General features: G+C 48.2%; 9 protein-coding genes. All 9 read left to right on the top strand.

The window, feature by feature from the left end; translation table 11 throughout:
- Positions 1-99 precede the first annotated feature (99 nt).
- The 9 genes from U2F10_RS02590 (at position 100) to U2F10_RS02550 (ending at position 12,993) form a co-directional block, all read left to right on the top strand.
- Entirely contained in the window at positions 100-2,520 is a 2,421-nt protein-coding gene (locus U2F10_RS02590) for a CHASE2 domain-containing protein (protein WP_163666617.1), read from the top strand.
- Between the two features lie 80 nt (positions 2,521-2,600).
- The gene (locus U2F10_RS02585; RefSeq protein WP_499870532.1) at positions 2,601-3,338 is read left to right on the top strand and encodes a DUF928 domain-containing protein; all 738 of its coding nucleotides are present in this window, start codon (positions 2,601-2,603) and stop codon (positions 3,336-3,338) included.
- Between the two features lie 438 nt (positions 3,339-3,776).
- Complete coding sequence (locus tag U2F10_RS02580; protein ID WP_163666621.1) at positions 3,777-4,124, top strand: peptidoglycan-binding domain-containing protein; 348 nt, start codon at positions 3,777-3,779, stop codon at positions 4,122-4,124.
- Positions 4,125-4,443: 319 nt separating this feature from the next.
- Positions 4,444-5,622, top strand: coding sequence for an acyl-CoA dehydrogenase family protein (locus U2F10_RS02575; RefSeq protein WP_163666623.1), 1,179 nt, complete (start codon positions 4,444-4,446; stop codon positions 5,620-5,622).
- Between the two features lie 562 nt (positions 5,623-6,184).
- Positions 6,185-6,820 (top strand): peroxiredoxin, encoded by a 636-nt coding sequence (locus tag U2F10_RS02570; RefSeq protein ID WP_499870530.1) that lies wholly within the window; start codon positions 6,185-6,187, stop codon positions 6,818-6,820.
- Positions 6,821-6,907: 87 nt separating this feature from the next.
- Positions 6,908-8,611: an HAL/PAL/TAL family ammonia-lyase gene (locus tag U2F10_RS02565; RefSeq protein WP_499870528.1), complete on the top strand. Its 1,704-nt coding sequence runs from the start codon at positions 6,908-6,910 to the stop codon at positions 8,609-8,611.
- A gap of 39 nt (positions 8,612-8,650) precedes the next feature.
- Complete coding sequence (locus tag U2F10_RS02560; RefSeq protein WP_163666629.1) at positions 8,651-9,166, top strand: phenolic acid decarboxylase; 516 nt, start codon at positions 8,651-8,653, stop codon at positions 9,164-9,166.
- 58 nt (positions 9,167-9,224) lie between these two features.
- Entirely contained in the window at positions 9,225-10,223 is a 999-nt protein-coding gene (cysK, locus tag U2F10_RS02555; RefSeq protein WP_163666631.1) for a cysteine synthase A, read from the top strand.
- A gap of 148 nt (positions 10,224-10,371) precedes the next feature.
- Positions 10,372-12,993, top strand: coding sequence for a two-partner secretion domain-containing protein (locus U2F10_RS02550; RefSeq protein ID WP_499870526.1), 2,622 nt, complete (start codon positions 10,372-10,374; stop codon positions 12,991-12,993).
- Positions 12,994-13,011: the final 18 nt, after the last annotated feature.

Below are 13,011 nucleotides of genomic sequence, written 5' to 3'. Positions count from 1 at the left end.
TCTACATCAGCAATGGCAAGAATCTTATATGTACGTGGCACAATCACGGTTGAATTTGACTGACCCATTATATTAGAGGTCAGTGGTGCCAAAAAGACTATGGCTGGACGGTGGGTAGTTCTAGAGTTAGAGGGAGATTTGGCTACCTCAGGGTTTCGGACAACCCTGGAAATTCAGGCTGAAAATGAACCGCATGCCTTAAAAGTAAAAGGATTTTTACCCCCCAATCCAGGGATGTTGGCCCATCTGCATCGCCACTGGCAGGATGCCTATCGCCCCTTGGGTATGCCGCTACGGATCAAAGGCCACAAGATTATTCACAAAGGATTTATCAATCAGCGTCTGGTGGATTGTCAACAGTCAGCCCAGGTACTGTGTAAATGTTTTCAAACTTGGTTAAATTCTGAGTCTTTTCAACCCATTGATCGGCGTCTGCGAGAAGAACTGAGCCGGGATGACACCATTCGGTTGTTGATTCGCACTCAGAATGTTGATGTTCAGAAACTGCCCTGGCATGAATGGGATTTCTTTGATCGCTATCCCTATGCGGAAATGGCCCTGAGCACCCCCGAATATGAGGCCGTACGTCCTTCTGTTAAGTCAACCGTATCTCATCCGGTCAGAATCTTGGCTATTTTGGGCCATAGCCACGGTATTAATATAGAAGCCGATCAGCGTTTACTGGCTGGGTTACCCCAGGCAGACGTCTCATTTTTAGTGGAGCCTGATCGCCAACAGTTAAACGATCGTCTTTGGGAAACGCCCTGGGATATTTTATTCTTTGCTGGCCATAGCGAGACCTATCGGGACCAGGGACGGATTTTTATTAACCCCACCGATAGCCTTACCCTGTCGGAGCTACGCTATGGCTTGCGCAAAGCCATTGATCAAGGCTTGCAGCTAGCAATTTTTAATTCCTGTGATGGATTGGGGCTGGTGCAGGCGTTGCAGCAGCTATCGATTCCCCAAATGATCGTCATGCGAGAACCTGTGATCGATCAGGTGGCAGAGGCGTTTCTCAAATACTTTTTAGAAGCCTTTGCCCATGGAGAATCGCTGTATTTGTCGGCGCGCCAGGCAAGGGAACGACTACAGGGGCTGGAGCATCAGTATCCCTGTGCCAGTTGGTTGCCGGTCATCTATCAAAACTTTCTCACCCCTCCCCCTGACTGGCATACGCTGCAGGGTAAACCCGCTGCCCTACCGGCGGCACCCACTGCATCCCACCGATTTAACTGGTTGCAACCGGTTTGGCTTAGTTTGGTGGTGACAATCATGGTCTTGATTGTGCAGCATTTGGGTTGGTTGCAACCCTATGAGCTGGCAGCGTACGATCATTTGTTGCGATCGCGACCCGCTGAAACCATTGATTCTCGCATTTTATTGGTGGAGGTCAACGAGACAGATTTGGATGAATTAGGGGGGTATCCCCTCTCAGATGCGGTACTAGCCCAAACGGTGGATGTACTACAGGAATTGGAGCCGGTTGCGATCGCATTTGATATGCATCGATTTCGCCCCAGGGGAACAGGCCGACAGGCATTGATCGATCAGTTTCGCCAGCATTCTAATCTATTCACTGTCTGCGCCTACGATATGCCTGGACAGGATTATGGTTCACCCCCTGAGTTCTCAGACGAGCAGCAGATTTCCCAGGTGGGGTTTAGTGATTTTCTGTTGGACTCTCCTTTACAAATCTCCCAGGGCCAACCCAACGCAGTAGCCACTGCCCTGACATTGCAACAAGTCAATAATGTGGTTCGCCGCCATCTGATTTCCTATTCGCCAGCCTTAGTTTCCACCCGCCCCAGTTGTGCTACACCCTATAGTTTGAGTTTTCAGCTTGCCTACCGGTATCTATCCCAAGCAGGTGTTACACCACTAAAAACTAACGAGAATAACCACTGGCAATTTGGTGCCATTACTCTTCGCCCCCTGTCCCGTCGGTTTGCCGCTTATCAAAACCTGGACGGTCTCAGTAGCCAACTCATGCTGAACTACAGGGCGGCTCAACCAGGGCAAGCAGTCTCCCTCGATTCAGTATTAACAGGACAGCTGAACCCAGATATGGTGCGCGATCGCCTAGTATTAGTCGGCTATACCGCTGCGGTCGCCAAGGATAACGTTAATACTCCCTATGGAGAAATGCCCGGTGTTTGGGTCCACAGCCACATGGTCAGTCAGCTGCTTAGTGCCGCTCTAGACCAACGACCGCTGATCGGTAAACTACCCCATTGGCAAAATCTACCCTGCTTAGATGGTCTTTGGATTTTAGGATGGTCCCTCCTTGGCAGCCTATTTACCAGCTGGTTATATAACCGACCCCCATTATCGTTCAAACTCATCATCCCCCTAGGATTGACCTTTGGCCTCATCTCTCTATACTGGGGCTTAGAACGAGTGTCCGTGACAGCGATTACCCAGGGTTTATGGCTCCCCTTTATGTCTGCCATTTTTTCCGTATTTTTGGCCATCTGCTGTGTAGCCTTCATGATGGAACTATCAAAAAAACATCGCTGATCAGAATTTCAACCCATAGATGATTCTGGCAATTTAATTGAAATACGCCTATATCTGTTCTGTTGCCCCCGGAATTTAAGATGACTGTTTGGAAACTCGTTATCGTATCTAGCCTGTTAATAGGGAGTTGGAACTTTCCCATAACAGCAGCCCTAGCTCAATCGATCAATCAGACAACCGTTAGCCAGCGACCTCCGGAACCGCCCTCTACCCCCCTACCCCCCAATCGCACAACACCAGGGGGTGGCTTAAATCCACTGACATCCTTATGTCATGCATTTAATGAGGATCTACGGGCGCTTATTCCTGTTGAAAATCCTGTTTTGACCACAGCTGCCCAGCCCACGTTTTTATTTTTTAATCCGTTTGCAGCAGACCAAGTACGATATGGAGAATTTTCCTTACTCCTATGGCCCGGAGAACAGCAGCGCCATTACCATGTTCGTTTTACCTTACCTGAGTCTCCCGGAATTGTCAGCGTGACGGTTCCCTCACTACCGGAGTATGCCTTAGCAGAAGATCAGCCCTATCGTTGGTATTTTCAGCTATATTGCCACGACAATATTAATGACCAACCCGACTTAACGATTACAGGTTCGGTGCAACGAGTTGCCAGCACCCCTGAGCGAGACCAACAAATTCAGGTAGATGCCCCGAACATTTGGTACGACACCCTAGCGAGAGTGGCTGAGCAGTTACAAGAGTCTCCCCAAGACCCACAAATCCAAGAAAACTGGAATATGCTATTGCAGTCTATCGATGCTACAGAACTCTCTACCGCACCCTTTTCAGGCCCAGTCATCACCTTAGAAAACTGATACAAAATCCCGAACCAAAATGCATAACCCTGTAGGGGCGTTGCCTTGTGCACGCCCTGGGATATGGCATGCAATTAATCAAACAATTCTATAGGGGCGTTATCGTGTGCCCGCCCAAGGACATCGCAGCTTCTCCATAAACTTATGTAAACAGTTTAGATATTTGCAGATTTCCCCTTCTCATTTTTTGAGACCCCTATGGACAACACAAAAGCAATCTGCATTTGAAATACAATGCGCTAGCGTCCAAACACACACTAGTTTAACCGCACATTCGCTTCTGGAGAAATTTACAATGTCGCTTGAACAAACTCAGGGGCTGCGACCCATTACAACGATGGCCCTATGTATAATTCTGCTTTGCCCTGTGCTTTATTGGGCAATGACGTTATCACCCACAAGATTGTTATTACAGGAGACTGAAGGAGTTTCTAACCTATGAAAGCAGGTGGTAAGAACATTGACCTGCCGCTTGAAACGCTGTATGTAGGTGACCAGGGACCCATGGTGATTCAACTGCAAGGGAAGCTGCACGAACTGGGTTTATATAACGGCAGATTAACAGGTCAATTTGACGACCAAACTCAGCAAGCTTTAATTGCTTTTCAAGATCAATATGGCGTCATTGAAACAGGTTTTATGGGCCCTAAAACCTGGTATGCCCTCACCTTTTGGAGTCAGGAAACTGACATTCAGCTTTTTCCTGAGGCCTTAAAACAGTTTTTCTACAGAGTTAGATATACTGTCTCCACCTATGCAGACAAACTAACACTGCTGGCAAAGTAAGTTAGACACACTGTCTCCACCTATGCAGACAAACTAACACTGCTGGCAAAGTAAGTTTGCCAAAATCTCATAATCCCCAAAATTTGGTATTGCTGCTCCTCCAGATGGCTTTAGCTATCAGACATCATCAAATAATAAGGGTCTAGATCAGCTCATCTCTTAAATTAGCAATCGTAAATTGCTTCTCTGAACCTTGAAAGCACTGTATTACTTAGGTTCAGGTTGCTTGGCTATGCTTGCTTAAGGTGATGCCTTTGAGTATGCCACGGTTTAACAAGTGGCAAAGATAAATCAAAAATTGAAAATAGGAGAATTAATCATGTCAACATTAACTGTTCCTCGATTAAATGATGAACTGCTGAATCGCTGCGCTGAACGAGCTGCCACCTACGATCGTGAGAACCGATTTTGTCAAGAAGATTTTGATGAGTTAAAAGCCGCAGGTTATTTGTTACTGACAGTCCCTCCTGAGTTTGGTGGCAAAGGGTTAACCCTGGCTGAAATGGCTAAGGAAACCCGCCGTCTTGCTTACCATGCTCCTGCCACAGCGGTCTGTTTGAATATGCACCACTATTGGGTTGGGCTAGCGGCTGATTTGTATCGGTCTGGTGACCATTCAACCGATTGGATTTTAGAGCGAGCGGCGCAGGGTGATGTCTTTGCCGCCGGGCATGCGGAAAGTGGCAATGATGTTCCGCTGCTCTACTCCACAACAACAGCTACTCACGTTAAGGGTGGCTACCGATTCCAGGGACGGAAATCTTTTGGCAGTCTAACACCAGTTTGGGACTGGCTAGGTGTTCACGGCATGGATGCCAGCGATCCTGATAATCCCAAAATTGTTCATGCTTTTATGCATCGTGATACTGCTGGTTACAGCATCAAACAGACCTGGGATGTGTTGGGGATGAGGGCCACCCGCAGCGATGACACTATTCTAGAGGACGTGTTTATTCCAGATAATTACGTGTCCAGGGTGGTGCCAGCTGGTTTTGGTGGTGCTGACTATTTTGTGCTGTGCGTTTTTGCCTGGGCCTTGATGGGCTTTGCCAACGTGTACTATGCGATCGCACAGCGCGCCTTAGACCTCACACTGGAAGCCGCCAAGAAGAAAACGTCTATTGCTCTACAACATCCCATGTCTCACCATGCCGAGATTCAACATGGCATTGCCGATATGATTCTAGAATTAGACACCATTGGCCCCCACATCGAAAAAATTGCTGAAGATTGGTCCAATGGCGTAGATCATGGAGGCCAGTGGCCGGAGAAATTAGTCTCCGCCAAATATCATGCCGTCGAAAGTTCCTGGCAGATTGTGGATCGAGCCCTTGACCTCTCCGGCGGCTTTGGCATGTTCAAAAAGAGCGAACTCGAACGTCTCTTCCGAGATGCCCGAGCTGGACGGTTCCACCCAGCCAATTCGGCTCTCACCCACGAAATTGTTGCCAAAATTGGCTTGGGCATCAACTTAGATGAACAACCCCGCTGGGGTTAGACAATTGCACATAAATAAAATCCCAGTCAAGCAATAGTGTCTACAAGAGTCCTCCCCTTAGCAAGGGGAGGTGCCGTAGGCGGAGGGGTCTCGATCGTTTGCGCCAGTTATCCAAACCCCTCCCTGACGGTTCCCCTTGGTAACGGGAACCGTGTACACATAAGTCGGAGAGTGGCTCCAGATTTCGAACCCTCATCCCCCAACCCCTTACTCCCTGAGGGAGAAGGGGGGGCTGGACTCAAAGTCCTTCGCCCCCAGGGAGAAGGATTTAGGATGTAGACGCCAAAGCGGCTTCTCGCAGAGTGGGCCAATTCAAGGTCGGGCCTACCTTTTGGGACATCATCTTCTAGATGTGTATACACCGTAGCCTTGGTAAGGGGAACCAGATATCGCTAAGCCTCTCAAAACAGTAGGTTATTTACCCGCACACCGATTAGATATATAGATGCCTCATATCTTAGCCAGACCACCTCCTTAGCAGCAGAAGCTTTTAACCGTTTCTGAAAATGCCAACCATATTATCTTCCAACAACTTTCTAAATCATTTAAGGAGCCTACTATTATGTCTTTACAACTTGGCGATACCGTTCCGAACTTCACCCAACAAACCACCGAAGGTGAAATCAACTTCTACGACTGGGCAGGCAACAACTGGGTAATCTTATTCTCTCACCCAGCGGACTACACCCCAGTTTGCACAACGGAACTGGGCCGAGTGGCCACACTCAAGCCTGACTTTACCCAACGTGGGGCCAAGGTGATTGCCCTCAGCGTTGATGGGGTTGCCTCTCACCAGGGCTGGATTAGCGACATCAATGAAACCCAAAACACAACCATTAATTATCCCATCATTGCCGATGAGGATAAAAGCGTTTCCGATCTCTATGGCATGATCCACCCTAAGGCTAATGCCAAAGTGACCGTACGGACTGTGTTTATCATTGATCCCAACAAAACTCTGAGACTGACTCTGACATATCCTCCTAGCACTGGTCGCAATTTCAACGAAATTCTGCGGGTGCTTGACTCCTTACAACTCACTGATAACTACAGTGTTGCCACACCTGTGGATTGGGAGAGTGGTGAGGATGTGGTTGTGTCTCCTGCAATCTCTACCGAGGCTGCCAAGCAGACGTTTCCCAAAGGCGTTACTGAGATTAAGCCCTATCTGCGCATGACGCCCCAACCCAACAAATAGTCCCTAGAACACCGGTCCAATACTGTTGAGAAACCCCTTAAACAGCGTTGGGCCGATTATCCACATTTTTTATATTGGCCTCTAATTATGACACTAACACCAACAGCTCCCCCCCATGCTTATCCTAATGAATGTTCAACGCTCAACTCTAACCGACAAGCGATTGTGATCGGCGAACGGCCTTTGACCATTCGCCAGGTTATACAGGTCGCTCGTCACCATACCAAAGTTCAAATTAGCCATAATGAGCAGGTTTTACAGGGAGTACATGGCTCGGCTGAATATATCGCCCAGGCCGTTAGTTCTGGACAACCGGTCTATGGGGTCACCAGCGGTTTTGGTGGCATGGCCAATGTGGTCATTTCCCCTAAGCAAGCCCAAGATCTACAAAACAATCTGATGAGATTTCATAAGGTTGGGGCTGGGCAGAATCTACCCAAGACCCACGTGCGTGCTGGTATGTTGCTGAGGGCAAACTCCCATCTCTATGGAGCCTCTGGCATTCGCTTAGAGTTGATCAAGCGCATTGAAACATTCCTCAATACCAATGTCACCCCCTATGTCAGAGAGTTTGGCTCCATTGGGGCTAGCGGTGATTTGACTCCCCTGGCCTATGTGGCGGGTTCTCTCGTCGGGTTAAGTGAACAGTATAGGGTTGACTTCCAGGGAGAAACGATACCAGCGCCTGAAGCCCTTAAACGATTGGGCCTACCCCCATTAGATCTGCAGCCCAAAGAGGGATTGGCCATGATGAATGGGACGGCCATGATGACGGGCATCGCCGCCAACTGTGCCTATGATGCCAAAATTCTGTTGGCCCTATCCATGGGCATGCATGCCCTGGCAATTCAAGGGTTACAAGGGACCAATCAGTCATTTCATCCCTTTATCCATCGCCATAAGCCCCACACCGGGCAGCTATGGGCCGCTCAGCACATGCTTGATCTGCTGTCAGGGTCCGATCTTATTCTGAATGAGCTTGATGGTGTGCATGACTACCGTGGGGAACAACCGATTCAGGATCGGTATTCGTTACGGTGTTTGCCCCAGTACACCGGCCCGATTGTAGATGGCATTCAACGGATTACGGAACAGATTGAAACCGAGATTAATTCTGCTACGGATAATCCTTTAATTGATGTGGCCCAGCAAGCAAGCTATCACGGCGGTAATTTTCTGGGCCAATACATTGGCACGGCCATGGATAGCCTGCGCTATTACCTGGGTTTGCTGGCTAAGCATTTAGATGTACAAATTGCCATGCTGGCCATGCCAGAATTTAATAATGGTCTACCGGCATCTTTAGTGGGCAATCCGCAACGACCCGTGAATATGGGGTTAAAGGGGCTGCAAATCACTGGAAATTCCATGATGCCCCTGTTGACTTTCTATGGAAATTCTCTGGCTGATCGGTTTCCCACCCATGCTGAACAATTTAACCAAAATCTCAATAGTCAGGGGTTTGGCTCGGCCTATCTGACTTGTCAGTCCATTGAGATTTTTCAACAGTATATTGCGATCGCACTCATTTTTGGAGTGCAAGCCGCGGATTTACGAACCCATCAGCTTGCGGGTCATTATGATGCATCCCAACACCTATCCCCTGCATCGCAACACCTGTATTCAGCTATCCACACAGTTGTTGGTAAATCTCTCTCCGCCGATCATCCTTACATCTGGAATGACGACGAACAGGCCTTAGATGAACATATTGCCCTGATTGCCGCTGACATCGCCGCTGAGGGGCACATTGTAGCTGCCATTGGCCCAACAATCTCTAGTTTAAATTAGCTCTCTTTTAATTTATAACCATACCGATGGAGGTCACCCATGACGTTGCATCAATCTATACATCAGCCCCATGAACTTGTGGGCAAACATCTGGTCTATACCTACGACAATGGCTGGCAGTATGAGATTTATGTCAAAAATAAAAACACCTTTGCTTATCGCATCCATAGCGGCATTGTGGCCGGTCGCTGGGTAACCGACCAGCAGGCAGATATTGTCAAAATTGCCGAGCACACCTTTAAAATCTCCTGGGATGAACCCACCGGTACCATTGTTTGCGTCACCATTAATCTCGCCCAAAAAGAATTACACGGTGCTATTTTCTTACCCCAGTGGATAGAACAGGATCCCCAAAAAACCGTTTGTTATCAAAATGAACACCTTGAACGCATGTATCACTATCGTAAGCAGGGACCCACCTATCCCAAAATGATTATTTGTGAATTTGCCAAGATTTTCTTTTTAGAAAACTGTGGCCCTGACCGTGACGATGTGATCAACTGTCCACCCAGTGAGTTACCAGCCAGTTTTCCACAGGTTAAAAGTGTGGCTTGACCGTGACAGTTAATCAGTACAGGGGCGCACTAGTGCGCCCTACTAGAGATTTTTGAGCATGAGAATTGCAAAGGATATTACTCAACTGATTGGTAATACCCCCCTAGTAAACCTCAACACCATTCCCCAGGCAGAAAACTGTTTGGGCCAGATTGTGATGAAACTAGAAGGTATGAACCCTACCAGTTCCGTAAAGGATCGGGTAGGCCTGAGTATGATTCAGGCAGCGGAAGCCGCAGACCAAATTCAACCCGGAAAAACCGTTTTGGTGGAGCCCACCGCAGGCAATACTGGAATCGCCCTGGCCATGGTAGCGGCGGCCAAGGGCTATCGGCTGATGCTGACCATGCCAGAAACCATGAGTCTAGACCGGCTCACCCTAGTGCAGGCCTATGGTGCAGAAATTATACTCACCCCTAGAGAAGAGGGTATGAGGGGGGCCATTGCCCAGGCCCAGGTGCTGGTGAAAACCTTGCCAGATGCATTTTTATTAAATCAATTTCAAAATTTTGCTAACCCCAGGATTCATCGGGCAACCACCGCTGAAGAGATTTGGCGAGATACGGAAGGGCAGGTTGACATCCTCGTGGCTGGTGTAGGAACAGGGGGGACGATTTCGGGTATCGCCGAAGTGATGAAAGCTCGCAAACCCTGCTTCCAGGCCATCGCCGTTGAACCTGAGCGCAGTCCAGTGCTATCGGGTGGAAAACCCGGTCTCCACAAAATTCAAGGGCTGGGGGCTGGCTTTATTCCCACAATCTTGCGCACCGACCTGATCGATGAGGTGATGACGGTGTCAGATGAAGATGCGATCGCATATGGTCGTCGCCTTGCCCATGAAGAAGGTTTACTCTCGGGCATTGCCACAGGTGCTGTGCTCTCAGCAGCAATCCAAGTCGCTAAGCGCCCTGAAAATGCTGGCAAGTTAATTGTTATTCTTCAGTCCAGTTTTGGTGAAAGATATCTACGCACCGATTTGTTTATGGACCTTAATCATGTTGAAAAAAGATTGCCGGTGTCATTAAAGACTAATCCAGTAGCCGTATCTTGCCCGTAACATTTATCTATAAGCACATACTGTTAATTTACGGACTTTAAGTCCTTAGTGTATTGTGTGGGTAGAAATATTCGAGCTGGAATCTGTCTTTTGTACTCTTTGTTACAACCCTGAGTGCACTATGAAATGGATGGGGGTAAGCGTTTGCATGATGCATCGTTTAATAATAAAGGTTCTTGTTGGTGGTGTGGCGATTGTGCCATTGCTAGTAGGGCAGTTTGGGCCTCAAACCCTTGCCCAAGTTACCCCCGATACTACATTGCCGATCCCCTCTAACGTACCCGAAAATTGTAATGTCTGTACGATTAATGGCGGCACCGTTAGGGGGACTAATTTATTTCACAGTTTCCGCGAGTTTTCTGTGCCAACTGGCGGACAAGCTATTTTTAATAATGGTTTACAAATAGAGACTATTTTGGGCAGGGTTACGGGAGATTCTATATCTAATATTGATGGTTTGATTCAAGCCAACGGTACTGCCAATCTTTTTCTACTCAATCCCAATGGCATTATTCTGGGACCCAGTGCACAGCTGGAGATCGGCGGCTCCTTTTTAGCAACAACGGCTGACGCGATTGAATTTGACGATCAGCGAATCTTTAGTGCAACAAACCCTGGAGACTTTCCTCTATTAACCGTCAGTATGCCAGTGGGGTTAGCGTATTGGACTGACACCCCACAACCGATTACAAGTGCTGCGACTGTTGCAGTTGACCCATCTCAAAGCCTTATTTTAGCTGGCGGTGACATTGCTCTCACAGAGGGACAATTATCAGCTGTAGGAGGACGGGTTGAGCTAGGAGGTTTAGCAGGTCTTGGGACCCTTGGACTAGCCATAGATAACGAGGAAATTCGTCTGACGTTTCCAAGTCAAGTGGATCGCGGCAATGTGTCGATGAATAACGATGCTAGGGTTGATGTGACTGCTGACAATGGCGGTGACATTGTTGTATCTGGTCATGATGTCAGCCTGATAGGAGTTAGAACAGGACTATTGGCTGGCATCGATTTCTTCTCGGGTACCTCAGACAGTCAGGCGGGGGATATTGTCATTGATGCTACCGGCAGGGTCACACTTGATCAAGGAAAGCTATTCAACGAGATTTTGCAGGGTGCTACGGGTAATGGTGGCAATATCACCATTATGGGTCAAGAACTGCACCTCATCAATGGTGGACAACTTGTTGCAACATCCTTTAGTGCAGGCAATACTGGCAAAATCACATTGGATATCCAAAACTTGATTTTGGTTTCTGGTGTAGGCAGAGATAGCAACGGCGTTCCTTTACCCAGCGGTTTTAATAGCGTCGTTCGCCAAGGAGGAGTAGGAGAGTCAGGAGGTGTCGATATTACTGTTAGGAACGGTTCTCTAATCATCAATGATGGTGCGTCAAACAGTGCCACTGTTGTGGGTGACGGCATTGCCGGGGACATTAATATTCAGGTTAGTGATGCTGTCATTGTGGATGGAGTGAATGAGCTAGGTTTCCCTAGTGCTATTGGCAGTACTCTGCAAGTTGGAGCCAGGGGGCGCGGTGGCAATCTCACCATTATTGCAGAAACGGTAGCTATTCGTAATGGAGCTAATATTTCAGTAGCAACTGCAGGGTTTGGCGACGCTGGAACGCTTACCATTGACGTGCAAGATATTGTATTGGATGGATCAGATACCTTTATAAAAGACTTTCCAGGAGATAATGAGCGAGTTGGAGGTATTCTGGCCGATGTGCAGCGTTCAACCCTGTTTCCAAATGCCCCTCCTGCGGAAGGTCAAGGTGGAGATATCACTTTGATCAGCGATACCTTGACCATCATGGATGGGGCCATTGTTCGAGCCAGTACCGCCGGCATTGGTGATGCTGGTCGGATTACTGTTCAAACCAATGACCTGATGATTCAGGGTGAATCTGCGGGTGGGGCTCCCAGCGGGATCTTTAGCGCTGTCAATGATACCGGTAGAGGAGAAGGGGGCAGTATCAGGGTGACCACTGATTCTCTGCAAATTCTGGACGGTGGCACTATTAGCGTTGATAGTCGGGGCGAGGGCGAGGGGGGTGATATTCAAGTCACGGCTAATACGGCAATTCTGAAAGATGGTAGCGAAATCTCTGCAGCAACTAACGGCAATACAGGGGGAAATATTAATTTACAGATTGAAGATTTTCTGCTCTTACGGAATGGCAGTTTGATTTCTACCAATGCAGGGATAGAAGACGGAATCGGTGATGGCGGCAACATCTCTATTAATGCCCCAGAAGGCTTTATTATTGCGATCTCTGAAGAAAACAGCGACATCACAGCAAATGCATTTCAAGGGCGGGGAGGAAATGTCGATATCACGGCGCAAAATATTTTTGGCATCAGGCCTCGTCCGAGACGGACACCGTTGAGTGATATTACAGCAAGCTCCGAATTTGGCATTAGTGGTACGATTGAGATCAACAATCTTAGTGTTGAACCTGAGCAGGGAGTCACCTCATTGCCAGCTGGTTTGTTAGATTCTTCTCAGCTAATTGCCCAGGGTTGCGATCCCACAGCAATCGCCGCCCAAGGAGAGTTTTACACATCGGGTCGAGGTGGGATTACGCCTTTAGGAAGCAATGTTCTGAGTGATGCTGAGGTATTGGACGATTTACGATTCCCCTATCCTTGGACCGAGTCTACTGCGATTACAGAAGCAGAGAGTTGGTTTGTGAACGATACGGGTGATGTTATCTTAACTACGTCACCGCCTGAACTATCCCATAGCAACTGTTGGAGACAAAAGTAACAAGCATAAAGCTCGGGA

Source organism: Leptothoe sp. EHU-05/26/07-4 (assembly GCF_043421015.1).
Taxonomy (GTDB): Bacteria; Cyanobacteriota; Cyanobacteriia; order Phormidesmidales; family Phormidesmidaceae; genus Leptothoe; species Leptothoe turfae.
The sequence above is the reverse complement of the archived record's forward strand: the minus strand, read 5'-3'. Positions and strand labels throughout refer to the sequence as shown.

Coding starts and splice junctions, on each gene's coding strand:
- U2F10_RS02590 (WP_163666617.1), top strand. CDS start 100: ATGGCTGGACGGTGGGTAGTTCTAGAGTTAGAGGGAGATTTGGCTACC.
- U2F10_RS02585 (WP_499870532.1), top strand. CDS start 2,601: ATGACTGTTTGGAAACTCGTTATCGTATCTAGCCTGTTAATAGGGAGT.
- U2F10_RS02580 (WP_163666621.1), top strand. CDS start 3,777: ATGAAAGCAGGTGGTAAGAACATTGACCTGCCGCTTGAAACGCTGTAT.
- U2F10_RS02575 (WP_163666623.1), top strand. CDS start 4,444: ATGTCAACATTAACTGTTCCTCGATTAAATGATGAACTGCTGAATCGC.
- U2F10_RS02570 (WP_499870530.1), top strand. CDS start 6,185: ATGTCTTTACAACTTGGCGATACCGTTCCGAACTTCACCCAACAAACC.
- U2F10_RS02565 (WP_499870528.1), top strand. CDS start 6,908: ATGACACTAACACCAACAGCTCCCCCCCATGCTTATCCTAATGAATGT.
- U2F10_RS02560 (WP_163666629.1), top strand. CDS start 8,651: ATGACGTTGCATCAATCTATACATCAGCCCCATGAACTTGTGGGCAAA.
- cysK (WP_163666631.1), top strand. CDS start 9,225: ATGAGAATTGCAAAGGATATTACTCAACTGATTGGTAATACCCCCCTA.
- U2F10_RS02550 (WP_499870526.1), top strand. CDS start 10,372: ATGATGCATCGTTTAATAATAAAGGTTCTTGTTGGTGGTGTGGCGATT.